This is a genomic window from Alkalibaculum bacchi (assembly GCF_937875145.1).
Taxonomy (GTDB): Bacteria; Bacillota; Clostridia; order Eubacteriales; family Alkalibacteraceae; genus Alkalibaculum; species Alkalibaculum bacchi_A.
The window spans coordinates 1-25,026 of sequence record NZ_CALNCS010000059.1 but is presented as its reverse complement, the minus strand read 5'-3'; the positions used below and the strand labels follow the sequence as shown (position 1 = coordinate 25,026).

Sequence of the window (25,026 nt, the reverse complement as noted above, 5' to 3'; positions counted from 1 at the left end):
AAAAAGATTCTAAAACAGAAAGAGTTGATCTATTTGGGTAATAAGGATTTACCTATTGGGGTCATGGATTCTGGAGTAGGCGGATTAACTGTTGCTAAGGAGTTGATCCGCTTATTGCCTTGCGAGAATGTCATCTATTTTGGTGACTCTAAGAGAATGCCCTACGGAAATAAGACAGAAGAAGAAATTGTATATTTAGCAAATAAGATTATTGAATTTTTAGAAATTATAGGCGTAAAAGGTATCCTTCTTGCCTGTAACACGGTCTCCTCTCAGATACACAAACTAAAGAGCAATGTGCCCTTATTTGGCATAATTGAAGCAGGTTGTGAAGCGGCTTTAGATGCTACTGGAAATAGTAAGATTGGTTTAATTGCTACAGTTGCTACGGTAAAGAGCAGTGTATATGAAAGAACACTAGAGAAAATGGACTCAAGTAAAACAATTTTATCCAATGACAGTCGAAAGCTTCCTAAAATTATAAACGATCACTTGGAGCGAAGAGATTTACTAGATATTCACATTAAAGAATGCATAGACCCTATTCTAGAGAAGGGGAATATAAAAGAACTTATATTAGGTTGTAGTCATTTTCCCATTATTCAAAAAGAAATCCAAGAACTTTACCCTAATCTAGTGCTCATTAATCCTGCAAGCAAACAAGTGAAAAAACTCCAAACTTATTTAGAGGAAAAGAACCTTTTGCGCCAATGTCAAGATCACACTGTCCAAATATACACGACAAGTGGCATAGAAGAGTTTAAAGGGACCTTAGATAGATTAGAAATCAGCGGATATTCACTAGAGAAAGTAAGATTGTTAGAGGAAGACTGATGCCTTCGCACATTTGAGAATTTAAAAGTATAAAAGCGAAAGGTGGAAGCGGAAAGGGGAAAAAATAACGCTTATATAGGCGAACACTTTAGACCCTAGCTGCTACCCACCTAAGCACCTTAAATCATGAAAAGGAGAAAAGAATGGAAGAACAAAAGAAGATTTTATTTAGTGGGATACAGCCTTCTGGTGTATTCACTATTGGTAATTATTTTGGCGCTTTAAAGAATTGGGTTGAATTACAGGATGAATACAATTGCTATTACTGTGTAGTAGACTTGCATGCAATTACCGTTCAACAAGTGCCAAAGGACTTGCGACAAAATAGCAAAAATGCATTGGCAATGTTATTAGCCTGCGGTCTAGATCCTAAAAAGGCTACAATTTATTATCAGTCTCATGTGTCAGGTCATGCAGAATTGGCTTGGATTTTAAATTGCTTCTCTTATATGGGTGAGTTAGGCCGTATGACTCAATTTAAGGATAAGTCTAGAAAGCAAGGTGAGAATATACGTGTTGGTTTATACGATTATCCGGTGCTTATGGCTGCAGATATTCTCTTATATCAAGCTGACCTAGTACCTGTTGGACAAGACCAAAAGCAACATCTCGAACTTACAAGGGATATTGCTCAGCGATTTAATAATACTTTTTCACCTACATTTACAATTCCAGAACCTTATATTCCCAAAGCAGGTGCTAGGGTAATGAGTTTGCAAGAGCCAGAGAAGAAGATGTCAAAATCAGATGGAAATATCAATGCTTTTGTCTCTATGACAGATCCAAAAGATACGATTATTAAAAAGTTTAAAAGAGCTGTAACTGATTCAGATGCAGAAGTTCGATACGATGAAGAGAACAAGCGAGGTATTTCTAATTTAATGGAAATCTATAGCGTAGCCACAAATAAATCCTATGAAGAAATTGAAAGAGAATTTCAAGGAAAGGGTTATGGAGACTTTAAACTTGCAGTAGGTGAATCCGTAGCAGATTTCTTAGAACCCATTCAAAGAGAATATACAAAATTATTAAATGAAAAAGGATATATGGAAGAAATCCTAAAGGAGAGCACAGAAGTCGCTAGAAGAGTTTCTAATAAGACGCTAAATAAAGTAAAGAAAAAAGTAGGCTTTGTCAGCTTTTAGATCCTCCCTAGCATGTAGGTGTTTTGTGGGATTATTTTGCTAAGAGAGCTAGGATTGGTATAGCGAGTAAATATACTTTATTATATATATAGTAGAAATTAACAAGAGTTAAATGAAAGTTTCAATAAATAACTTTCACCTGATTGAATATGCTGAATAATAATGATATAATATGCGAATTAACAGATTGACTCGCAGAAATCATAAAACTTTCTGTACTTGCACAAGAGAAAGCTGTGATTTCTATGAGAAAGTGCCATCAATGAGACCGCAAGAGTGGCTGAGTAAATCTATGTTATTTTGTGATATAATAATTATACAGAATACTAAATTGGGATTTGAAAGAAAATAAATTGCTCTAAAATCCTGATTATGCATGCGAATAAGGAATATAGTTCATAATCTTATGAATATATATTCAGACATAAATGAACCATTAATAAATAAACTTGCAAACAGGAGGCGGATATATGAGCAAAGAGTATAAGTACCAACCTATAGATGTAACAGAAGCCAATTTATATAACGAATACTTTCCATACGAAGAAATTCCAAAGATTGTTATGAACAATAAACTGATTCCCTTGAATTTACCAGAAAAGATTTGGATTACAGATACTACCTTTCGAGATGGTCAGCAATCCATGTCTTCTTTTACAGTAAGACAGATTCTAAAGCTTTATGATTACCTGCATGAAATAGACAACAATATGGGCATTATTCGACAATCAGAGTTCTTTTTATACTCTGCTCGAGATCGAGAAACTGTTAGAAAGTGCCAAGAAAGAGGATATGAGTTTCCAGAGATTACATCATGGATTAGGGCAGATGAAAAAGATTTTGAACTGGTAAAAAAGATGGAAATCAAAGAGACTGGTATGTTGATGTCTTGCTCAGATTACCACATCTTTAAAAAGCTAGGACTAAATCGAAGAGAAGCTATGGAAAAGTATATAACTGTGGCTAAGAAAGCTTTGGACGCAGGTATTACGCCAAGATGTCATTTAGAGGATATTACTCGGGCAGATTTTTATGGCTTTGTAGTTCCTTTAGTAAAAAACATAAACGAACTAGGAAAAGAAGCAAATATACAGGTAAAATTTAGAGCATGTGATACCCTAGGACTAGGCCTTCCATACGGGGGAGTAGAGTTGCCTAGAAGTATTCCAGCCATCATTAGCGGTTTACATGAAGAATGCCAAGTTCCCTCTAAAGCTCTGGAATGGCATGGTCATAACGATTATTGCAATGTTGTGTCCAATTCTACAAGCGCCTGGTTATATGGCGCAGCCTCTATAAATACAACATTACTAGGCATTGGGGAGAGAACAGGAAATAGCCCTCTTGAGGCTATGCTTGTTGAATACGCCCAATTAAAAGGACAAAGAGGAATTCGATTAGAGCTTATACGAGAAGTTTGTGAGTATTTTTCGAGAGAGTTTGACTATACTATAGATGCCAAAAGACCATTTGTAGGCTCTGAATTTAATATGACCAAAGCTGGCATTCACGCCGATGGTATACTTAAGTATGAGCCGATTTACAATTCCTTTGACACGAAAAAAATCCTTAATAGACCAGTAGTCATAAAAGTTAATCAAAGTTCAGGTCTTGCTGGTATTACTGCTTGGATTAACTCTTATTACAATTTAGAAAGTCATAATAAGATTAACAAAAGGGATTTAAGGGTCCAATCCATTAAAAATTGGATAGACAATGAATATGAATGTGGAAGGAATACTGATATTACGAGCAAGGAGCTAGTAAATTTGACTAACAGATACTTTTCAGTAGAGTTGGACAATTTAGAGATGGATCAATTAGATGAAGTAAATTAAGAAAGGTGGAGCAAAATGGGATTAACGCTAACGGAAAAAATTATCAAAGAACATTTAGTGGTAGGAGAAATGGTTCGAGGTACAGAAATTGGAATTCGAATTGACAATACACTAACACAAGATTCTACTGGAACAATGGCTTATCTTCAATTTGAAGCGATGGATGTGCCTAAAGTAAAGACAAAAAAGTCTATTGCATACATTGATCACAATATGCTACAAACGGGCCCAGAAAACATGGATGACCATATTTACATTCAAACTGTAGCTAAAAAACACGGTATAATTTTTTCTAAACCAGGTAATGGAATATGTCATCAAGTCAATATCGAACGATTTGGCAAGCCAGGTGAAACGTTACTAGGTTCTGATAGCCACACACCAACTGGTGGAGGTATAGGTATGTTGGCCATTGGTGCAGGAGGTCTTGACGTAGCGGTTGCTATGGCTGGTGGCGAATACTATATTACAATGCCTGAGATCGTAAAAGTAGAGCTAAAAGGGAAGTTACAACCAGGAGTAACGTCAAAAGACATCATATTAGAAGTGTTAAAGAGATTTACTGTAAAAGGTGGAATCAATAGAGTTTTTGAATACGTTGGAGAAGGTGTAAAATCCTTATCTGTACCAGATCGAGCTACTATTACCAACATGGGTGCTGAATTAGGTGCGACTACGTCTGTTTTTCCATCTGACCAAGAGACGAAGCTTTTCCTTACAGCACAAAAGAGAGAGGAAGATTTTATCCCTCTAAATGCAGATGCAGATGCCATCTATGACGAAGAGACTGTAATAGATTTAGACCAATTAATACCTATGGCAGCAGCGCCACACAGTCCTGACAATATAAAGCCTATAGATGAACTAGAGGGAATGAAAATCAATCAAGTAGCGATAGGTTCTTGTACGAACTCCTCATTATACGACTTAATGAAGGTGGCGAGCATTCTTGAAGGCAATACGGTAGCAGAAGAAGTATCCCTAGTAATCTCTCCAGGTTCAAAACAAGTACTAAATATGCTTGCAGAAAACGGTTATTTAGCCAAGATGATCGATGCAGGTGCAAGAATACTAGAATGTGGTTGTGGTCCATGTATAGGTATGGGACAATCGCCAAATACAAAAGGCATTTCTTTAAGAACATTTAACCGAAACTTTAAGGGACGTTCTGGAACGACAGATGCAGATGTTTACTTAGTAAGCCCTGAAGTAGCTGCTATATCAGCTATCCATGGGGTAATTACAAATCCTGTAGGTAAAGTAGATGAGGCTGTAGCAGGTGTAGAAGTAGCGAAAGAATTTAAAGTACATGACAATATGTTTGTTGCGCCAACTGGGGAAGAAGTAGAGGTTATAAAAGGACCAAATATTAAGCCATTCCCTAAAACAGAAAAATTAAAAGAAAACATTCATAAAAATGTCTTGATCGTTGTAGAAGACAATATTACTACAGACCATATTATGCCATCTAATGCAAAACTATTGCCATATAGATCGAATATTCCTTACTTATCAGATTACTGTTTGACACCATGTGATCCTGAGTTCCCAGCGAGGGCAAAAGAACAAGGTGGCGGAATCATTGTAGCAGGTCACAATTATGGACAAGGTTCAAGTAGAGAACATGCAGCTCTTGCCCCATTGTATCTAGGAATTAAGGCAGTAATAGCAAAATCCTTTGCTAGAATCCACAAGAATAATTTAATAAATAATGGAATACTTCCATTGATTTTTAAAGATGAAAAAGACTATGATGGATTAAATCTAGGAGATAGCTTATCACTAGACAATATATTAGTTGGAGTAGAGGCTAAAGAGCTCATTGTAAAAAATGAAACAACTGGAAAAGAAATTAAAGTAGTCCTAGATATTACAGATCGCCAAAAAGAAATGATTTTTGCAGGCGGATTGATTAATATGATGAAGGAAAATAAATAAGGTGGTCAGAAAAACCTGCATCACTAGTGGTGGCATTATGATCGCCTTCTAACACATCAAAAAAGCGCTGAAAAGCGTTTTTTTTGATTGGATAGGACTTTCCCTTGTGCTAGTCATCCTGAGCGTAGCAAAGGATCTTTGACCTACAAAGCCTAGCCCTATAGTATTGACGATTACTCAACTACTGTTCCCCAAAAGGGGTACAATATAGTAAAGTAGAAATAAAGGGGTGGTATAAAAAGTGGTTGCTTTAATTTGTCAAGTGGAGATGCGCATACAGGATGCTACAACGTTAAAAGAAAAGCGAAGTGTGGTAAAGAGCATTATTGAACGAACGAAGAAAAAGTATTTTATTTCTATTATAGAAAGCGATTTTCAGGATTTTTGGCAAAAGTCTCAGCTTAGCTTTGTCTTTTGTTCTTTAAATTTAAAGGACGCAGATAAAAAATTAAATAATATCCTTGGTTACATTGAATCTAATCCTTATATTGAGGTTTATGATATTCTGAGGGAGGAAGTGCATATGTAAAAACGGCTGAGACCATTTTTATAGCTACTAGTTTTAGTCGCTAGATTGCATGGTTCTTTTAAGCTCTATGGCTACTTTGAGTAGGCTTTATGCTAGGGGCTTCTTTTTAGCTTGTATTCTTTCATTCAACGAAGCAATGGTCCACCAAAACAAGAAAAAGCCAATAGATTAAATAAATCCATTGACTTTTTCTTGTTTATATAATTATTGGGGAAGGGGACTAATCACATTTAATATCGGAAGAGGATTGCCATAATCCGTGAATATTGCAATAGCTTAGTGCGTAAAGTGTACCTGATGTTTGTACTTTTGTCTTTACTACTCCATAATAGTCGCTGTAGACTTCAGATTCGCCGTGAGCGCTGAAATTTACATTTCCAATTTCTATAGGGAATTTGCTTCCTTCTGGTTTAAACATAACTTTAATCCATACAATGTGATGTTCTAATGTATTGGGATGAGAGATTTCGTTGCCGATGCTTACTACGACGTCAAAGGCCTCATCTTTTTTAACACTTTGAGGTGCTGTAATTACTGGTACGTGTTTTTCATTTTTCCAATCTCCGCTTTGTATCGTTTCTGCTAATAAATGATGCATATTAAAATCACTCCATTCTAATCTTTGTTCAATTTAGATATACCCAATATCCAAGAATATAAACAATTGACAGTAATATTATTATATTTCGATTAATATGTAGTTATTCATTGTAAAAAAATTGATTATCGTATATAATTCCAATGAGAAAAAAGGAAAACTGTCAACGGTTAACAATCAGTTTATACTACTTAAATGAGCTAAAATAACTAAAAAAGAATGCTCGAGTCCACTTGTTAGGGATTCGTAGCAGGGAGTTCAAAAATGGAGGGTACAAATGAGTTTACATGAACAATGGAAAAAAATAATTGAAGAAGCATCAACAGATGAAGAAAAACAGCGGGATTTTTGGGTCGATTATTGCGAACAAGAAAAGAATATTTACCAAGGTATACTTGCAAATAAGAATGCTGTTGTAGAAGGAACAGTAAAGGAATTAGCTCAAAAATACAATATGGAAATCCCATACTTCATAGGTTTTTTAGATGGAATCAATGATAGCATAAAGGATTCTTTAGACATATCTTCATTAGAAGAAGAGAGCACTATTACATTAGAAATTAATTTTAGAGAGCTTTATAAAAACATGTTAGCAGTTCCAGCAGAATGGCTTTACAATCTAGAAGAATGGTCTAATATCTTTACAGAAAAAGAGAGAAAAGAAATCACAAAAGAGTACAGTAAATCAAAAACTTTTGTCAACACAAACAAAGTAGGCAGAAATGACCCATGTCCATGTGGAAGTGGGAAGAAGTATAAGAAGTGCTGTGGAGCGAATTAAGGCGGTGAGGTGGTGAGCAAACCGCTCAACCACTAACGAACCAACCATTCAACCCCATTACCTACAACATAAAATTTACAACAAAACAGCCTAGTTTTGCTAGGCTGTTTATTTATCCGTCAAATAGAGCAAAGTAATAGTCGACAACACCGTCTCTGGAGAGAAAAGACTTACTAGTTTAGTCATGAGATTTACGGAACTGGTCTGTAAACTAATAAAGTACATGTAATAGCTCATAAACTTAATATTATTAGTTAATGGAATAGTAGGTAATTCCTTAGATGGTTTAAAGATGTTTACGATATTGTCTGTGCTCCTAATGAGTTGAATATTATCTTGTATTAAATCGTTTACGGCAAGTAAGATTTCTCGAATAAGTTCACTAGGTTTATATACTTTTAAACGCTCTATATTGAGTTGATTAGCTGTAATCTCCAGTAAACTTAAGGGGATGCTCTTGTTTTTATACTTTGTACGGTTAAGGAGATTTAGTATAGGTGGTATTAAATCGAATTTAGATTCAATAGAATCGATACCAAGGAGTAAGGGAAGCTTTTTATTTACTTCACTCTTTAGAGGGTTTCCCAAATTCTCAGCAAACTTGTCGTAATACGTATCTTCCTTCTCAAGATCAATATAATAATAAGACCCGCTTAATCTACCAAATTTTCTTAAAGTATCTAGATACCCTAATTGAATATTACTCCTCATTAAATTAGGAGTAAAGTCTAATATTCCCCCGAGTGAATTAGAGGGTTCAATGTTTATGATATTTAAGTCTTTTGCTTTTGTTTTTGTTTTAATATTAAAGCCCACAAGAGACACTGTAATTAAGTTTTCATAACCACATGAAGTAAGAAGTTTTACAGGAAGATTATCATAGAAGCCTCCATCTAAAAAAACAGTGCCATCAATTTCATGTTTTTTAAATGTAGGTAAAGCTGCACTAGCTAGTAAATAGTCGTTTAATTTTCCCTCAGGTATTTGATCAATCATCAGCTCTATAGGTTTTAAATCTGTAAGGGATATGGTTACTAAGCCTAGTTTAATGGGGGATTTTCGAATCTTATCTTCACTTATATACTTATTCATATTCTCTTTCAAAGGGCTAATATCTAAGCCACCGTCGGAGAGCAATGTTCTAAAAGTAGATAAAAGAGTGCGAAAATCTAGTTTTACCCACTCAGAATTATATTTTTCTAAAGACTCTTTATCGATAGAGAACACATCTTCAGTTTTTAAATTAGTCCAAAAATCTATAGCCCATTCTAAATTGTTTTGAGCGATAATAGCACCATTAATAGCGCCTATAGAAGTTCCAGAAACGGCAGTAATATTGATACCTAATTCTTTTAAAGCCTTCCACACACCAATTTCATAAGATCCCATAGTTCCCCCACCACCAAGGACTAAACCGTATTCCATAGTAATCAACTCCTGATTTGGATTTTGTTGTTTACATTATACCATATTCTATTTGTCACAAAATAGAATATGGTATGTTCACTTGAAATCACATCATAAAAAGTATAGAATAAGAATCTACGACAGTTCGAAACCATCCTGTCGCAAAATAAAACTATGGAGGAAAAGAAATGTATGAGAAAGTGCGTTTTATCGCAAAAGCAGGTATTATCGCCGCCATCTATGCGGCAGTAACAGTACTCGTGGCCCCTTTAAGTTATGGGAGTTTGCAGATGAGGATATCGGAGGCTCTTACAGTATTGCCTTATTTTACAAAGGCATCTATTCCAGGGCTCTTTATTGGGTGTTTGTTAGCCAACTTTTTTGGCAGCCCTTTAGGTATGCTTGATGTAGTTTTAGGAAGTTTAAGTACCCTTGTGGCAGCTCTTTGGGCATCTAAAATAAAGACGAAAGCATTTTTGCCTCTTCCCTCAATTATCGTCAATGCACTAGTGGTTCCATATGTATTATGGCAAGCACTAGGTGTTCCATACCTTCCTTCCGTGCTTTATGTAGGGCTTGGGCAAGCTATTGTTACATATGTTCTAGGGTATCCATTGTTGTTGTATATTGATAAGAATAGTATCCTAAAAGAGAACATCCAAGATTAAGTTCGGAACCTCTGGAAAATTTTTGGAAAATAGGATATGATAGATGTAGTAGTAAGTAGATGTTTTAGTGATTTAGAAATTCTTGCAAAATTATTTTTAAAGAAATAAGATCATCTATAAGGCTATGTTATAGTAATCATATGGAGGAAACAGCATGTATGAATCTGGAGAAAATTATTTAGAAACTATTTTTGTTCTTCATAAGAGAAATGGTTCCGTAAGATCCATTGACATTGCAAGAGAACTTGATTTTAGCAAGCCTAGTGTAAGTCGTGCAGTAGGTATACTAAAGGATTCAGGCTATATAATAGTTGATGAACACGGTTTAATCAATTTAACAGATGAAGGTCGAGAAAAAGCAGAATCCATATTTGAAAGGCATCAATTACTCACAGCCTTTTTAATGAGGACCGCAAAAGTATCTGAAGAAGTAGCAGAAGAGGATGCATGTAAAATAGAACACGTAATCAGCGACGACACCATTCAAGGAATAAAAAATTACCTTAATAACAGTCATTAGCAGTAAAAGCGTTTAGTAGCACTGATGCTAAAAGAAAAGTACGAGAGTTTAACTCTCGTACTTTTCTTTTAAAGCATCTACTAAATCAAATGCTACTTGATTAATTGTTTGAGATCCTGCTACTAGTACAAAATCATCTTTTACCGTATTGTCTACAAGGTATTTGACAATGTCCTTAAATTCACTAATATGTTTTGCAGGTATTCCTAATCGATCTTCTACTGCTTTAACCAAGTCTTCTGCATGAATATTAAAAGAATTAGCTTCTCTATCAGAGTAAATATCATTGATAATAACAAAATCTGCACCCTTAAAGGAGTTTACAAAATCATCAAAGAAATAGTAAGCTCTCGAGAAGGTATGTGCTTGGAAAACTACCCATAATTTATTGTAGTCATAGTTGGTACAAGCACTAACCGTAACTTTTAGTTCTGTAGGATGATGAGCATAATCTTCAAATACTTTAATATTATTTACTTCGCCTCTAAACTCAAAACGTCTATGAGCACCTTGGAAACTGGACAAAGTGTCTTCTATAATTTCCTTTGAAATATTTAAGTGATTGGCACAAATAATAGAGGCTAGAGAATTGAGTATATTGTGTTCGCCTGGTATATCTAATTTAAAATGCCCGAATAAACTGCTATTATTGTATACATCAAAACTTGGTTTTCCTAAGTGATCATAGGTAATATTCATGGCTTGCCATTGATTGGTGTTTTTTAGTCCAAAAGTCACCACGGCACAGTCTAAGTCCTTTGTCACATCTAAAACATCTTTTGAATCTCCATATGCGATTAAGACCCCGTCAGATGGAAGGATCTTTGCAAATTGATGAAAAGATTTCTTCATGTGGTCTAGATCTTTAAAGTAATCAATGTGGTCTAATTCAATGTTGAGAATAATACCAATTTTGTGATGAGATTTTAAAAAGCTATCTACGTATTCACATGCTTCTGTTACAAAATATTCACTTTGACCAACTCGATAATTTCCACCTATTAAGTCTAAACTACCACCAATGCTTACAGTAGGATCTAAATCTGCATTAAATAATAGAGACGAAACAATAGATGAGGTAGTGGTCTTACCATGGGTACCTGCTACAGCGACGGTTTCGCCAAAATCTTTTGTCAATGCTCCCAAAAAGTCCGAACGCTCCATTAAAGGGATGTTTAGCTCTTTTGACTTTAATATTTCGGGATTTTCTCCGTTGATCGCAGCAGAGTAAACAACCAAATCACAATTGTCAGTAATATTTTTTTCATCATGACCTATGTAGATTTTCGCTCCTTTAGCGACTAACTTTTCTGTATAGTTTGAGCTTTTCATATCTGAACCAGAAACACCTATGCCTTTGTTCATAGTTATTTGGGCTAGTCCACTCATGCTAGTGCCACCAATGCCTATAAAATGTACTAAATTAATTTTTTTATTTAACATTTTTTCTAAATAAAACTTCATTATAAAACCCCCAGTTACAAATAGTCCACTATTATTATTATTACCATTTTCTTCAGAATATTATACTTTAAATAAATTCTGCAGATTGTCTCCACAGCTTACGTTGCATCGGTCGCTTGGAGTGTCACTTCATTATGAAAGAGCAAAGCGGTGCGGATAAGTATTCGTGGCACCCATGTCAGACTTGCACGATCAACTCGTTTTCTTGTGCAAGCACAGAAAAGGTTTTGATTTTTGTCCGTTAATTTGCTTGCACGAATATTATACCACATAGGAAATATTACTCACTTATTTTATTTTTATTTTAAAAAAACCTGTGAAATCTAGTTGAAATATGAATGAAATTAAGATATCATTTGTTTAATATTCGTGTTTAGGGGTGTAGAATGGAGAAATTTAAAAGAAACGAACGGATAGGAGCTATTATAAAAGTTTTAGCAGATCATCCAAATCAAGTGATTACGTATAATTATTTTAGTCAATTATTAGCTGCTGCAAAGTCAAGTATTAGCGAAGATGTATCTGTAGTCAAAAAGACAATAGAGGAATTGAAGATGGGAAAGGTAGAAACCGTCTCAGGTGCTGCTGGTGGAGTTAAATACATTCCTGTTTTAGATGACCGTGATAGAGAGCAGTTTATTGATGAAATGTGTACCATGCTCCAAGATCAAAATCGCATCATCTCCGGAGGGTATTTATATTATACAGATATTATTTATTCCTCACAATACGTAGATAAAATTGGAAAAATTATTGCTGGAGATTATATTTATAAGGATATCGATTATGTAGTGACCATGGAGACTAAAGGGATTCCGATCGCCATGATGACTGCTAAGTATTTGAATCGCCCCTTAGTAATTGTTCGAAGAGGTAATAAGGTGACAGATGGAGCAACTGTCAGCATTAATTATGTTTCAGGGACCAGCAGCACAGTCCGCACGATTTCTTTGCCAAAGAGATCTTTAAAAGATGGATCAAAGGTCATTATTGTAGATGATTTTATGAAGGGTGGAGGTACTGCCTTAGGAATAATAAATTTATTAAAAGAATTTAATACTATTGTAGAAGGCATTTCTGTATTAATAGCATCTGAAGCACCTCAAAACAAACTAATAAAAGACTACGAGCCTCTAATGATTCTCAAAAATCTAAACTCAAACAGTGAAGCGATTGAAATTGTGCCTTATAAAAAGGGGGATACTGTACTTTAATTACTAGTTAGATAGCATCACTTCAGAAACTACAGCAAAAGCACTGTTTTCGCATAGCTCTCTAGTAGGAAACTTCTCCCTTTGAATAAAGTTCTTATTGATATGTAAATACTTAAGGGCAACGGTCACCATTGGTGACCTAAATCATTTACATAGAGCTTACAACATATATAACTTAGAACGAAAGCGCCGAAGGCGCTTTTCCCTACTTTGTGAAAAATAATAAAAAAGTTTTTAAAAAAAAGAAGGAGTTTTAAAGTTTATATCGAATAATATATATATACCTATACATAAGATCCTGAGGGGGGACATAATATGCAAATTACTGATGTACGTATTAGAAAAATTTCTAAAGATGGAAAGATGAAAGCGATAGTCTCTGTTACATTTGATGATCAATTCGTTGTACACGATATCAAAGTAATAGAAGGACAAAATGGTTATTTTATTGCAATGCCAAGTAGAAAGACACCAGATGGTGATTTTAAAGACATTGCGCATCCCATTAATATGAATACTCGTACTATGATTCAAGATGCTGTATTGGATAAGTACAACGCAGTATTATTAGAAGAAGAGTTTGTAGAAGCAGAAGGTGTTGTAGCAACAGAGGAAGAATAAGAATCAAGTACATGAAGAAAGAGGGGATACCCCCTCTTTTTTGCATGTTCTAAACGGTTGGTCGGGAAAGAACAAGCTAAAAGGAAGTCCCTAGTCTTTAGTCCCTAGCATAAAGGCTACTTAAAGTAGCCATAGAGCTTAAGAGGAATCCATGCAAGCTAGTGGTTAAGGACTAGCGACTATATTTTTTCCTATACAAAAATTATAAAAATCTATATAATAAGTGTGCAGTATGCTTTTAAAGGAGAGGGTATCAATGAAGGAAAATATTGCGATTATTTTAGCTGCAGGACAAGGGACAAGAATGAAATCCGATATGCCGAAAGTTTTACATAAAATTTGCGGAAAATCGTTGATTCAGCATGTACTAGACCATTGCACAGATGCATCTATAACAAAAAAATACGTAGTAGTAGGTCATAAACACGAAGAAATTCGAAAAGCTTTAGAAGATACAGTAGAGTACGTTCTTCAAGAACAGCAATTAGGAACAGGTCATGCCATTATGCAGGCAAAAGACATATTAGAAGAAAATCTTGAAAGCAATATTATCGTTCTTATGGGAGATGCACCTTTAATATCTTCTCACACATTAGATAAATTTATAAAGCTTCATGAAGAAAATAAAAATAGTGTAACGGTATTAACTGCTACTACAAAAAGTCCTCATGGATATGGTAGGATAGTTAAAGACCAAAGTGGAAATTTGCTGAAAATTGTCGAACAAAAAGATGCTACTGAACAGGAAAAGCAAATACAAGAAATTAACTCAGGGGTATACTGTTTTAAAGGAAAGGATCTTGTAGATGCATTATCTAAATTGACAAATGATAATGCACAAGGAGAATACTACCTGACAGATGTAATTGAAATCATGAAAAAAGATCATCTTATAGCAGGGGTATATAATACTTGTGAAGAAGATATTAAAGCAGTCAATTCAAAGAGAGAATTAGCTGAAGCCGATTTCATTATGAGAAGGCGAATTAATAATAAATTAATGGACGCTGGGGTTACTATTATTGATCCAAACTGTACTTATATCGGTGCAGATGTTATCATAGGTAGAGATACGATTATCTATCCTGGAACGATAATTGAAGGCGATACTGTTATCGGAGAAAAAACCACTATTGGTACAAATTGTAAAATTGTCAGTAGTCAAATTGGAGATAGAGTAGATATTCAAAGTTCTACAGTACTTGAGAGCGAAATCATGAACGAGACAAAAGTCGGTCCATACGCCTATATTCGCCCTAATTGTACCATTGGAGAAAGGGTTAAAATAGGAGATTTTGTCGAGGTTAAAAATAGCACTATAGGAAATGATACAAAGGCATCACATTTAACCTATATAGGAGATGCTAAAGTAGGCTCTGGGGTAAATTTAGGTTGTGGAGTAGTATTTGTAAACTACGATGGGAAGAAAAAGCATCAAACCATAGTAGAGGATGATTGCTTTATAGGATGCAATGTAAATTTAATCGCACCAGCTAATATAAAAAAAGGTTCATACATTGCAGCAGGTTCCACAATAACAGAACCTGTTGAAGAGGATACTTTAGCTATTGCACGATGTAAACAAATTAATAAAGTAGGCTATATAAAAAATAAATAAAAGAACACATATTCTAAGGAGGAAATAGTTTATAATGGATGGTAAATTTCAGGGAGTGAAGCTAATTGCGGGAAATTCTAATCCCATACTTGCACAGGAGATATCACAAATATTAGACATTCCGTTGACCAATGCAACAATTCAAACTTTTAGTGATGGAGAAATCTCAGTTAATGTTAATGAAACGGTAAGAGGAGCTGATGTCTACGTAATTCAGTCTACATCTAATCCAGTTAACGACAATTTAATGGAACTGTTAATCATTATCGATGCAATGAAGAGAGCATCTGCAGGAAGAATCAATGCAGTAATCCCTTATTATGGATATGGAAGACAAGATCGAAAAGCAAAATCTCGAGATCCTATTACTGCAAAATTAGTAGCAGATTTAATTACAGTAGCAGGAGCAGATCGTGTAATCACTATGGATTTACATGCAACTCAAATTCAAGGATTTTTTAATGTGCCTGTAGATCATTTATTAGGTATGAATATTTTAGCAGATTATTTCAATGAATTAAATCTTTCGGATTTAGTAGTTGTTTCACCAGATGCAGGTAGTGTAAAGAGATCAAGATTGCTTGCCCAGAAGCTTGAGGCACCTCTTGCTATCATTGATAAGAGAAGACCTAAGGCAAATGTCTCTGAAGTAATGAATATTATCGGAGATATCGTAGGAAAAAACTGTATTGTAATAGATGATATGATTGATACTGCTGGAACCATATGCAATGGAGCAGAGGCACTTATAAAATTAGGAGCTAAAAATGTGTACACAGTATGTACTCATGGTGTGCTTTCAGGTCCAGCTATAGAAAGATTGAAAACGGATAATATTAAAGAAGTTGTTGTACTTAATACAATACAAATTCCAGAAGAAAAGAAACTCGATAAAATGACCATATTATCAGTAGGACCCATTTTTGCAAAAGCTATCGAGCGAGTTCATGATAGCAAATCTTTGAGTAAACTATTCGACTAATTAGAAACAGGTGATTCTTTGAAAGCAATAGTTGGTTTAGGCAATCCTGGAGACCAGTATGCCCATACGAGACATAATATAGGATTTCAAGTCATCGATGCTATTGCTGATAGTTATGCGGTGCACTTTAAATCAAAGGGTAAATCTCTTATAGGAACATTTTTCTTAGATGGCGAAAAGGTCCTTCTAGTAAAGCCTCAGACCTTTATGAACTTAAGTGGAGAAAGTGTATTTGATGTAGTAGATTACTACGATTTGGATATGGAAGATCTTTTGATTATTTACGATGATATTGACATTGATGTAGGAAAAATGCGAATAAGGCAAAAAGGCAGCGCGGGAACACACAATGGAATGCGTTCTGTCATTTACCATCTAAAAAGCGATAAAATGGCCAGAATACGATTAGGTATTGGAAAACAGGACAATATACCATTAGATAAATACGTTTTAGGCAAATTTACTTCTGACGAGTTATCCATTGTAAAAGAGACCGTTGAAAAAGCAGCAAAAGCAGCCCTATTTTTTGTAAAAGAAGGCATAAATCCTTGTATGAATAAGTATAATATACGATAAACAACTCGGCAAATGAAAGAGTTAGCTTTCATTTGGCGAGTGTCACGGTCACAGAATCGACGTAGAAGATTCTAAGGTGATGGTTAGGTGGTTGGACGGGAAAATTCGCCTTTAGGTGAGATAAGTTTTAAACGACACTTGAACAATTGTGTTACAATCGTTTGACTATTGTTAAAAGCTAGTACGTTAAGCAGCATAATCTAATAAGAAAAACGATTTCTACCTTGCAAAAAGTGTAGAGACGAAACACCTATGCCCGGTTCTTAAAGCCGGGCTAGTGGTATTTAGAGGTGAATAATGAAGAATTTGTTACAAGATGTAGTACGAAGTACAAAATCCTATAGTCATTTAGTGGAGGAACTAAATAGTAAAGATCATGTGGGAATAGCCAATATTGATGAAGGTCTAGCCCTAGTCTATGCAGTAAATTTACTGGAAAAGGAGAATATTCTTCTCATATGCGAAAATGAGCTACAAGGGGAAAAAATCACTACAAGCCTTAACGAAATTTCTCCTGGAGTTGCTATCTGCCTTCATTCTGAGCCCAGTCATTTTTATTTTGTCAACTCTCATAGTAAAGAATTGACTCACGATCGAATTCGAGCTTTTAATGAAATTCTTTCTCACAAAAAAAGAATTATCGTTACACCACTAGAATCTTTATTTAAAAAATTAATGCCTCCAAAGGAATACAAGAAATTATTTAAAACCATAAAAGTTGGGCAAATCATTGAAATGGATGATTTTGTGAAATTGCTCACAGATTTTGGCTATCAACGTTGCGAAATGGTAGAAAATCCAGGACAATTTTCGGTTAGGGGGGGGATTGTCGATGTATTTAATATTATTGACAAGAATCCCATTAGAGTGGAATTTTTTGATGATGAAATTGACTCCCTTCGGGTGTTTGATATAGAAAACCAACAATCTATGGAAAAGCTAGATAAACTAAGGCTCTCACCTGCTCATGAAATCCTGTTTAAAGATTATGAAAAACAGGAACTTTATGACTCGCTACAGAAAGATATGAAGAAGTCAAAGAAGAAGGTTGGAGAACGAGAGATACGTTTAGAAAATCTAACAGAAAATTACATCAATGGACAAGTAGAAAATCTAGAGGGATTAATACCCTATTACAAAGGGGAACTATGTTCTTTAATTCATTACTTTAGTCAAGACACTTATTTTTTATTTTTTGAAGGAGATCGATTTAATAACCAATTTGAGAGTTTTTCAAGTCAATTAAAAGAAGACTTTCAAAGTTTATTGGAAAGAGGCGAAATCTTTCCTAATTTTTTTCAGCGCTTTTTTGCTTTTGAACAAGTACAAGATTTTTTACAGGATAAGAAGACTATTGATTTTCAAGGCTTAAGTAAGAGGTTTAATTTTATTAAACCACAATCTATAATCGAAGTGAATTCTAAAGAGGTCTATTCTTTTTATGGAAAAGTTCCCGAGTTTATGGATCAATTGGCCCAATGGAAAAAAGAAGCCTATACAGTAATTATCCTCGGGCAAGACAAGAGTAGATGCAATAATATAGCTGAAATGCTCTCAAATTACAGCATAGAAGGTTATATTCAAAAGGAAAATATATTAAGCAAAAAAGTAAACATTGTACAAGGGAATTTAGAAAAGGGATTTGTCTTGTATGAAGACAAATTAGTCGCTTTATCTGACCGAAATATCTTTAAGGAAAAGATAAAGAGCAAAAAGAAAAAGAAAAATAAAAAAGGGAAAAAGATAGAATCTTTTACAGATTTAAAAGCAGGAGATTATATTGTACACGATACTCATGGTATTGGTGTATACGCTGGAATAGAGCAGATTGCAGTTGAAGGTGTGAAAAAGGACTATCTCCATTTAAAATATGCTAAAGGGGATAAGCTTTATATTCCAGTAGATCAAATGGACTCTGTACAAGTTTATATTGGTTTTGGCGATAAAAAACCTAAAGTCAATAAATTGGGTAGTGTAGAATGGAAGAAATCAAAGCAAAAGACAAAAGAATCCGTAACGGACATGGCCAAAGAATTGCTAGAAGTTTATGCAAAGAGAAGAAAAGCAAAAGGCTATGCTTTTTCAAAAGACAGTAATTGGACCAGGGAATTTGAGGAAAAATTTCCTTATGAGGAGACTGGAGATCAGCTTCTGGCTATTGAAGATGTAAAAGGAGATATGGAATCCGATATGCCTATGGACCGCCTAATCTGTGGAGATGTAGGTTATGGTAAGACAGAAGTAGCTATAAGAGCAGCGTTTAAATGCATTATGGATAATAAACAAGTTGCCATGTTGGTACCTACAACCATCCTTGCACAACAACACTATAATAGCTTTATGGCTCGATTTGAAGACTATCCTATACGCATAGAAATGCTTTCTCGCTTCAGGACAAAAAAGCAGCAAGAGCAAATTATCGAGGATATAAAACGAAATCAGGTAGACATTATCATTGGAACACATCGCTTACTATCAAAAGATGTAAGATATCACGATTTAGGGCTACTTATCGTGGATGAAGAGCAACGTTTTGGCGTTAAGCATAAAGAGCAGATTAAGGAATTAAAGACCAATATAGATGTCTTAACCCTCAGTGCTACGCCTATACCAAGGACTCTTCACATGTCCTTAATAGGTGCAAGGGATATGAGTATACTAAACGAACCTCCTCATAATCGAACGCCAGTACAGACGTATATCATGGAATACAATGAAATACTCATACGAGACGCCATCAATCGAGAATTGGCTAGAAACGGCCAAGTCTACTATGTTCATAATAAGGTTTATGATATTGAAACAATAGTTGCAAAGGTATCAAGGATGGTACCAGAGGCGAGGATTGCCGTAGCTCACGGAAAAATGAGTGAGACAAAATTAGAAAATATAATGATAGACTTTATGGATAACGAATACGACATCTTAATATGTACTACGATTATTGAATCGGGACTTGATATTTCAAATGCCAACACAATCATTATAGAGGATGCAGATCATATGGGACTTTCTCAGCTATATCAGCTAAGAGGTAGAGTAGGTCGTTCAAATAGATTATCCTATGCTTATATTACTTATCGAAAGGACAAAACCCTTAGTGAAATCGCAGAAAAAAGGCTGAAAGCTCTTAAGGATTTTACAGAGTTTGGTTCAGGTTTTAAAATAGCTATGCGAGATTTGGAAATTAGAGGGGCAGGCAGCATGCTAGGGTCTAAACAGCATGGTCACTTAACTACTGTTGGTTACGATATGTACTGTAAGATTTTAGATGAGGCAGTAAAAGAGTTAAAGGGAGAAGAGACTCCAATACAAATCAATACTACAATAGAATTAGATGTAGACGCTTATATTCCATCTACCTATGTGGAAAGTGAAAAACAAAAATACCAATTGTATAAAAAGATTATTGGTATTGAAAGCCAAGCAGAATTGAATCAAATTGAAGAAGATATTGAAGACAGATATGGAGATCTACCAAAAAGCGTTCAAAACCTTCTGTATATTTCCTATATTAAAAAAATGGCTTCAAGCTTAGGTATGGACAAAATCAAAGGAATAAATAATCAGATTGTCTTCACCTTTGAAAACAGCTTCTTTTTAAGCATGGATGAGATTAAAGAAATAATTAAGAAATATCCTGTACAATTTAATACGGATCGATCTGGAAATACAAGTCTTATATTGAAAAAATCTGTACATGACAGAGGTGTTCTCATTGGCCTAAAAGAGTTTGTAGAGAAGATTAAGGCTATTAAAAACCAAGGAAATTCGATATAATGGTTTAATGAACAATTGAACTGTAAGGAACAGAGCCTTCTCTGTTTCTCAAACAGTCAATCTATTTAAGGGAGGAAACAATTTGATTAAGAAAAAGAGTACTCTAGTAGCGTTCATACTTGCTCTTATCATTGGATTTAGTGGATGCAGTATGGTTAAGGTAAATCCAGAGCAAGATATGAAAAGAGTCGTATATGAAACAAAGGATGGGAAAGTTACCAAAAAAGAATTTACAGAGCTATTAACTTATTATGAGATGGTTTATCATCTAAATGGTTATGAAATGCCAAAGGATGAAGAACTAACTACTTTAAAGGAAGAGCTACTGGATACATTAGTTGAGATAGATTTGTTAAGAGCGGAAGGGGTAAAAAAAGACCCTGAAATGGACTCAAAAGAAATCCAAAGCCAAGTAGAAGCTACGATCTCTAATTTAAAGTCTGGTTTTGAAACGGAAGAAGAGTATAAAAAGTTTATTACAGATCGAAACCTTACTCAAGAAGAATATGAAGACTTCATTAAAATCTATACAGAAGACATAAACTATGCAAATGCCTTTATTGAAGTGTATACAAATGAGCTTTTTGACAGCGGTAAGGAAGCGAAAAAGGTTGCGGTTACTGTAGATGACGAAAAATTGATCAAAGATGAAATGTACTATTATTTATCTCAGGTAGAGTTAAACTATTACATGACTACCGGTAGTGGTTTGCCTACAGATGAAGAATCTATTAAAGCAACTTATAATCAAGTGCAAAATCAAATGGCAACCTCTTATTTAATTCGAAAAGATGCGGAAAAGCAAGGCATAAAAATCGATGATAAAGCACTCACTGAAAAACAAGCGGAGATTAAATCACAATTTGAAAGTTTTTATGGTGAAGACATCACAAGTTATTTAAAGAGTTATTATATTTCAGAAGCGAGATACGATGAGCTAACGAAATCAGATGCTTTAACAAGACTTTATGAGAAAACGATAAGTGAAAATTTCAAAAAAGATATAGATGTAACAAAAAAGGAAATTGAAACCTATTACAAAGAGAACAAAGAATCTTATAATGCGAGTACAGTATCTGCTAAACATATATTAACTACTTCAGAAGACTTAGCAAAGACCATTAAAGGTGAAATAAAGGATGCAGATAGTTTTGAAGCCGCTTTAGAAAAGTATCAAGATCATGAAGAGGTATCAGAAGCTGCAGACTTAGGCGAATTTGGATATAAAAAAATGGTAGCCGAATTTGAGAAGGTAGCCTTTAAATTAGAACCAGGTCAGATTAGTGATGTAGTAAAAACAGATTTCGGTTATCACATCATTTATGTTTATGACAAAAATATAGTAGAGCTTCCTACTTTAAAAGAAAAGACGGATGAAATAAAAGAAAATCTGCTAAATGAAAAAGTAAATACCAAATTAAATTCTTATAAAGATAAAATTTTAAAGGATGGGGACGTTAAAATCAAGGAAATTGTAGACCCTTTTGAGAGCTTTATTGATAATTTGAAAGAGGAATACAAAGTAAAAACCTATCCGAAAGTATTAAATTAGGGGAAAGAGGTTCTCTGGTGAGAAGAGCACAGATTGTCTTTGTACTAGTAATTCTACTTATGATTAGTGGCTGCGCATCGAATACAGAGGTTGTAACTACAATCAATGATAAGAAGATCGTAAAGGAACAATTAAATAGGCAATTAGTCTTGACGGAGATAAGCTATAGAATAAATGGCTACGATTTTCCTAGTGGCGGTGAAACCCGGAAGGATTTAGAGAAAAAACTCATAAACAAATTGGTAGAATCTTATGTATTAGTGGATGTAGCAAAAAATGAAGGCATTGAAATACAAGAAAAAGAAGCTTTAGCTCAAAGGGATTCTCTTATAGAGACCATTATCGCCTTATACGGAGGTAATGAAAAGTATAATGAGTTCTTAAAGGGAAAAGATCAGGATAGAGATACTTTTGACGAGTATCTTTTAGGCTTGGCTAAAGAAAATGAATACATCTCTAAATTATATGAAAAGATAACGGAAAGTATATCCGTAAACGCTGAAGAAATCTCAAATTATTATGACGAGCATATAAAGTATTATAATTACAGTATGAAATCCATTATGGATATTGAAGCTGAAGACCAAAATACGGTACAGAAAATTTATAATGAGATTAAAAAGAAGGATTTGAGTTTTGAAGAAGCGCTAAAAGAATTTGAAGATAAAAATGGTGTAAATACCTCTGACTTAGGTACGGTATACTACAGTAGCAATGAAAAAGAGTATTCTGAAATTGTTTTTTCTACGAAAGTAGGCCAAATGAGCTCGGTTTTCGAGAGTCAAGGAAAGTACCATATTATCTATGTTTATGACGAAAACATTCAAGAGCCAATACCCTATGAACAAGTAATGACAAAAGTGGAAAAAGATCTTCTAAAAGAAACGAAAGATCAGGCCTACAAAAATTATATAGAAGGTCAAATGAAAAATTACGATATCAGGTTAAATTAGAAAAATTTGAATAAAAACACCAATCTAATAGAATACTAAATTTTAGACAACAGTATCTATTAGGAGGTAATAATTTGAAAGCAACCGGTATTGTTAGAAGAATAGATGATTTAGGCAGAATAGTTATACCAAAGGAAATAAGACGAACTTTGCATATAAGAGAAGGAGATCCATTGGAAATCTATACGGATCGACAAGGAGAAGTAATCTTAAAAAAATACTCTCCTATAGGCGAATTGGGAAAATTTGCTCAAGAATATGCAGAGTCTATATTTCAGACGGCCAAGTATATAGTGTGTATATGCGATCGTGATAATATTATAGCTATTTCGGGCTTACCAAAGAAAAATTTGCTAAACAAAAAGATTGGTCCTCAGATAGAGAAGGTAATAGAAAATCGAAGAACTGTAATAGGGGAAAAGTCTACAGGAAGTGAATACACTTTATTAGTGGATGAAGATGAGGAATTATTTGTCTGTGTTATATCTCCTATCGTAGCTCAAGGGGATCCTATCGGGGCCTTAATATTATTATCAGAAGATAGTAGTATTAAAATAACCGATAATGAAGTGAAAATCGCAGAAATTGGCTCAAGTTTCTTAGGGAAACAGATGGAGCAGTAAGCATCTGCGGATAGGATGTAATGTGCTAAAATATTCGTCAAAAGCAAGGCTTTTGACGAATATTTTTTATTTATAAGCGTATGTTTTATTGATAGCCAAAACATAAACATACGGGGGTTACTTATATGTCACGAAATTCCTATGTACGTGGTGCGGGAATATTAGCTATTGGAGGGCTTTTGTCGCGTTTTATAGGGCTTTTTTATAAAGCGGCTATAACAAAGATTTTAGGTAGTTATGCCATGGGCCTTTATTATAATACGTTTTTTGTGCTCAATTTTGTCTTAAGTTTTATTATAGCGGCAGTACCCATAACCTTGTCAAAGATGATTGCTGAAAAGCGCACTTTAGGCCAGACAAAAACCATCAATAAGATTATGGTCGTAGTGACAGTGCTCTTGAGTTTAATAGGGGCTTTTTTTACTTATACTATTATCTTTTATGGTAAGTCCTTTATTGCTTTTGCAGGTTGGGATCCAAATACCTACTATCCTCTAATTGGCTTGTCCTTCGCACCTTTATTTATCGTCTTTGTATGTATTATTAGAGGATATTTCCAGGGTATGAATAAAATGGATCCCACAGCTAAATCTCAAATAGCGGAGTCCCTTGCGCGATTGTTAGTAGGAGTGCCCCTTTGTTATTATATGACCAATACTTATAATACTTCGTTAGGAGCTGGTGGAGCTACTATTGCCATATCTATAAGCGAGGCAGTTGGCTTAGTAGTTCTATTTGCTGCTTACACAAGATATCAGAAAAAAAGTACGATTGGTTTAAATTCAAACCAATCTATAGACAGTGTGCAAACCATCGTGAAGAGCTTTTTGTCTGTTGCAGTTCCTGTTTCTATAACATCTTTGTTATTATCTCTCAATGGTATGGTCAATTCTGTTACATATGCACCTCGATTGGCTATGGCAGGGATTGCTCTTAAAGATGCTACTAAAATGTTTGGAGACTACTCTAATGCGGGCACTTTAATCAATATTCCTATGACCATAAGTATGGCTGTATCTACAGCAATTCTTCCAGCTATAACAGAATCCTATGTGAGAAAAGATATGGCATCTATTTGCAGAAAAACAGAGTCTGCAATGAGAATTATATTCATGGTAGGCTTTCCCTGTATTGTAGGTTTAAGCTTATTTTCGGACCAAATATTTAGTATGATTTTTAATGATTCGATTTATGGTGGGCATATCTTGTCTTACAGTTCTCTTTCTATTCTATTCATTATGATGGTAGCAACGCTTCAGACTATTTTACAAGCAATGAATGTATTTAAGCGAGTTATGAAAGATATTGTAATAGGAACGATCATCAAGTTTATATTAAACTATACATTGATAGCTATTCCAGAGCTAAATATTGACGGTATGGTT

21 protein-coding genes are annotated in these 25,026 nt (G+C 34.6%); 18 read left to right on the top strand and 3 right to left on the bottom strand.

Features of this window, described 5'->3' with window-relative positions; translation table 11 throughout:
• Positions 1 to 33: 33 nt before the first annotated feature.
• The 5 genes from murI (at position 34) to Q7P22_RS03880 (ending at position 6,284) form a co-directional block, all read left to right on the top strand.
• Positions 34 to 834, top strand: coding sequence for a glutamate racemase (gene murI / locus Q7P22_RS03900; RefSeq protein WP_303860884.1), 801 nt, complete (start codon positions 34 to 36; stop codon positions 832 to 834).
• 143 nt (positions 835 to 977) lie between these two features.
• Positions 978 to 1,979 carry a tryptophan--tRNA ligase gene (gene trpS / locus Q7P22_RS03895; RefSeq protein WP_303860881.1) on the top strand — a complete coding sequence of 334 codons (1,002 nt, stop codon included), beginning with the start codon at positions 978 to 980 and terminating at the stop codon, positions 1,977 to 1,979.
• A gap of 470 nt (positions 1,980 to 2,449) precedes the next feature.
• Positions 2,450 to 3,817 carry a 2-isopropylmalate synthase gene (locus tag Q7P22_RS03890; protein ID WP_303860879.1) on the top strand — a complete coding sequence of 456 codons (1,368 nt, stop codon included), beginning with the start codon at positions 2,450 to 2,452 and terminating at the stop codon, positions 3,815 to 3,817.
• Between the two features lie 15 nt (positions 3,818 to 3,832).
• On the top strand, positions 3,833 to 5,755 hold the full coding sequence (locus tag Q7P22_RS03885; protein WP_303860876.1) for an aconitate hydratase: 1,923 nt from the start codon (positions 3,833 to 3,835) through the stop codon (positions 5,753 to 5,755).
• Between the two features lie 241 nt (positions 5,756 to 5,996).
• Entirely contained in the window at positions 5,997 to 6,284 is a 288-nt protein-coding gene (locus Q7P22_RS03880) for a DUF503 domain-containing protein (protein WP_303860873.1), read from the top strand.
• A gap of 220 nt (positions 6,285 to 6,504) precedes the next feature.
• Here the strand turns inward: Q7P22_RS03880 and Q7P22_RS03875 are convergent, their stop codons facing one another.
• Positions 6,505 to 6,882, bottom strand: a complete 378-nt coding sequence (locus tag Q7P22_RS03875) for a class II SORL domain-containing protein (protein WP_303860870.1) — start codon at positions 6,880 to 6,882, stop codon at positions 6,505 to 6,507.
• A gap of 277 nt (positions 6,883 to 7,159) precedes the next feature.
• On the opposite strand from Q7P22_RS03875, the gene Q7P22_RS03870 reads away from it, so the two are divergent.
• The gene (locus Q7P22_RS03870) at positions 7,160 to 7,663 is read left to right on the top strand and encodes an SEC-C metal-binding domain-containing protein (RefSeq protein ID WP_303860867.1); all 504 of its coding nucleotides are present in this window, start codon (positions 7,160 to 7,162) and stop codon (positions 7,661 to 7,663) included.
• A gap of 108 nt (positions 7,664 to 7,771) precedes the next feature.
• Here the strand turns inward: Q7P22_RS03870 and Q7P22_RS03865 are convergent, their stop codons facing one another.
• Positions 7,772 to 9,088, bottom strand: a complete 1,317-nt coding sequence (locus Q7P22_RS03865; protein ID WP_303860864.1) for a patatin-like phospholipase family protein — start codon at positions 9,086 to 9,088, stop codon at positions 7,772 to 7,774.
• Between the two features lie 170 nt (positions 9,089 to 9,258).
• On the opposite strand from Q7P22_RS03865, the gene Q7P22_RS03860 reads away from it, so the two are divergent.
• Together Q7P22_RS03860 and Q7P22_RS03855 are read left to right on the top strand one after the other, a co-directional pair.
• Positions 9,259 to 9,738: a QueT transporter family protein gene (locus Q7P22_RS03860; protein WP_303860861.1), complete on the top strand. Its 480-nt coding sequence runs from the start codon at positions 9,259 to 9,261 to the stop codon at positions 9,736 to 9,738.
• Between the two features lie 154 nt (positions 9,739 to 9,892).
• On the top strand, positions 9,893 to 10,258 hold the full coding sequence (locus Q7P22_RS03855) for a metal-dependent transcriptional regulator (protein WP_303860858.1): 366 nt from the start codon (positions 9,893 to 9,895) through the stop codon (positions 10,256 to 10,258).
• 48 nt (positions 10,259 to 10,306) lie between these two features.
• On the opposite strand, the gene murC is transcribed toward Q7P22_RS03855, so the two are convergent.
• Positions 10,307 to 11,722, bottom strand: a complete 1,416-nt coding sequence (gene murC / locus Q7P22_RS03850; RefSeq protein WP_303860855.1) for a UDP-N-acetylmuramate--L-alanine ligase — start codon at positions 11,720 to 11,722, stop codon at positions 10,307 to 10,309.
• 386 nt (positions 11,723 to 12,108) lie between these two features.
• Between murC and purR the strand changes: the two genes are divergently transcribed.
• From purR to Q7P22_RS03800, 10 genes are all read left to right on the top strand, one after another.
• A complete protein-coding gene (purR, locus tag Q7P22_RS03845; protein ID WP_303860852.1) occupies positions 12,109 to 12,936 on the top strand; it encodes a pur operon repressor in 828 nt (275 codons plus the stop codon).
• 315 nt (positions 12,937 to 13,251) lie between these two features.
• On the top strand, positions 13,252 to 13,557 hold the full coding sequence (spoVG, locus tag Q7P22_RS03840; RefSeq protein ID WP_113920010.1) for a septation regulator SpoVG: 306 nt from the start codon (positions 13,252 to 13,254) through the stop codon (positions 13,555 to 13,557).
• Between the two features lie 256 nt (positions 13,558 to 13,813).
• On the top strand, positions 13,814 to 15,175 hold the full coding sequence (gene glmU, locus Q7P22_RS03835) for a bifunctional UDP-N-acetylglucosamine diphosphorylase/glucosamine-1-phosphate N-acetyltransferase GlmU (RefSeq protein ID WP_303860846.1): 1,362 nt from the start codon (positions 13,814 to 13,816) through the stop codon (positions 15,173 to 15,175).
• A gap of 34 nt (positions 15,176 to 15,209) precedes the next feature.
• Positions 15,210 to 16,157 carry a ribose-phosphate pyrophosphokinase gene (locus tag Q7P22_RS03830; RefSeq protein ID WP_113920012.1) on the top strand — a complete coding sequence of 316 codons (948 nt, stop codon included), beginning with the start codon at positions 15,210 to 15,212 and terminating at the stop codon, positions 16,155 to 16,157.
• 18 nt (positions 16,158 to 16,175) lie between these two features.
• Positions 16,176 to 16,733 (top strand): aminoacyl-tRNA hydrolase, encoded by a 558-nt coding sequence (pth, locus tag Q7P22_RS03825; RefSeq protein WP_303860841.1) that lies wholly within the window; start codon positions 16,176 to 16,178, stop codon positions 16,731 to 16,733.
• Between the two features lie 297 nt (positions 16,734 to 17,030).
• Positions 17,031 to 20,513, top strand: a complete 3,483-nt coding sequence (gene mfd / locus Q7P22_RS03820) for a transcription-repair coupling factor (RefSeq protein ID WP_303860838.1) — start codon at positions 17,031 to 17,033, stop codon at positions 20,511 to 20,513.
• An 82-nt stretch (positions 20,514 to 20,595) separates the two neighbouring features.
• A complete protein-coding gene (locus tag Q7P22_RS03815; RefSeq protein ID WP_303860836.1) occupies positions 20,596 to 22,065 on the top strand; it encodes a peptidylprolyl isomerase in 1,470 nt (489 codons plus the stop codon).
• Positions 22,066 to 22,082: 17 nt separating this feature from the next.
• Positions 22,083 to 23,018: a peptidyl-prolyl cis-trans isomerase gene (locus tag Q7P22_RS03810; protein ID WP_303860834.1), complete on the top strand. Its 936-nt coding sequence runs from the start codon at positions 22,083 to 22,085 to the stop codon at positions 23,016 to 23,018.
• A gap of 74 nt (positions 23,019 to 23,092) precedes the next feature.
• Positions 23,093 to 23,641, top strand: a complete 549-nt coding sequence (spoVT, locus tag Q7P22_RS03805; RefSeq protein WP_303860832.1) for a stage V sporulation protein T — start codon at positions 23,093 to 23,095, stop codon at positions 23,639 to 23,641.
• A 125-nt stretch (positions 23,642 to 23,766) separates the two neighbouring features.
• Positions 23,767 to 25,026, top strand: a 1,260-nt coding sequence (locus tag Q7P22_RS03800; RefSeq protein ID WP_303860830.1) for a polysaccharide biosynthesis protein, incomplete at its 3' end; no start/stop codon positions are given.

Bases quoted from the DNA above. Each gene is read 5' to 3' on its own strand.
- trpS (WP_303860881.1), top strand. From the start codon at position 978: ATGGAAGAACAAAAGAAGATTTTATTTAGTGGGATACAGCCTTCTGGT.
- Q7P22_RS03890 (WP_303860879.1), top strand. From the start codon at position 2,450: ATGAGCAAAGAGTATAAGTACCAACCTATAGATGTAACAGAAGCCAAT.
- Q7P22_RS03885 (WP_303860876.1), top strand. From the start codon at position 3,833: ATGGGATTAACGCTAACGGAAAAAATTATCAAAGAACATTTAGTGGTA.
- Q7P22_RS03875 (WP_303860870.1), bottom strand. From the start codon at position 6,882: ATGCATCATTTATTAGCAGAAACGATACAAAGCGGAGATTGGAAAAAT.
- Q7P22_RS03870 (WP_303860867.1), top strand. From the start codon at position 7,160: ATGAGTTTACATGAACAATGGAAAAAAATAATTGAAGAAGCATCAACA.
- Q7P22_RS03865 (WP_303860864.1), bottom strand. From the start codon at position 9,088: ATGGAATACGGTTTAGTCCTTGGTGGTGGGGGAACTATGGGATCTTAT.
- Q7P22_RS03860 (WP_303860861.1), top strand. From the start codon at position 9,259: ATGTATGAGAAAGTGCGTTTTATCGCAAAAGCAGGTATTATCGCCGCC.
- Q7P22_RS03855 (WP_303860858.1), top strand. From the start codon at position 9,893: ATGTATGAATCTGGAGAAAATTATTTAGAAACTATTTTTGTTCTTCAT.
- murC (WP_303860855.1), bottom strand. From the start codon at position 11,722: ATGAAGTTTTATTTAGAAAAAATGTTAAATAAAAAAATTAATTTAGTA.
- purR (WP_303860852.1), top strand. From the start codon at position 12,109: ATGGAGAAATTTAAAAGAAACGAACGGATAGGAGCTATTATAAAAGTT.
- spoVG (WP_113920010.1), top strand. From the start codon at position 13,252: ATGCAAATTACTGATGTACGTATTAGAAAAATTTCTAAAGATGGAAAG.
- glmU (WP_303860846.1), top strand. From the start codon at position 13,814: ATGAAGGAAAATATTGCGATTATTTTAGCTGCAGGACAAGGGACAAGA.
- Q7P22_RS03830 (WP_113920012.1), top strand. From the start codon at position 15,210: ATGGATGGTAAATTTCAGGGAGTGAAGCTAATTGCGGGAAATTCTAAT.
- mfd (WP_303860838.1), top strand. From the start codon at position 17,031: ATGAAGAATTTGTTACAAGATGTAGTACGAAGTACAAAATCCTATAGT.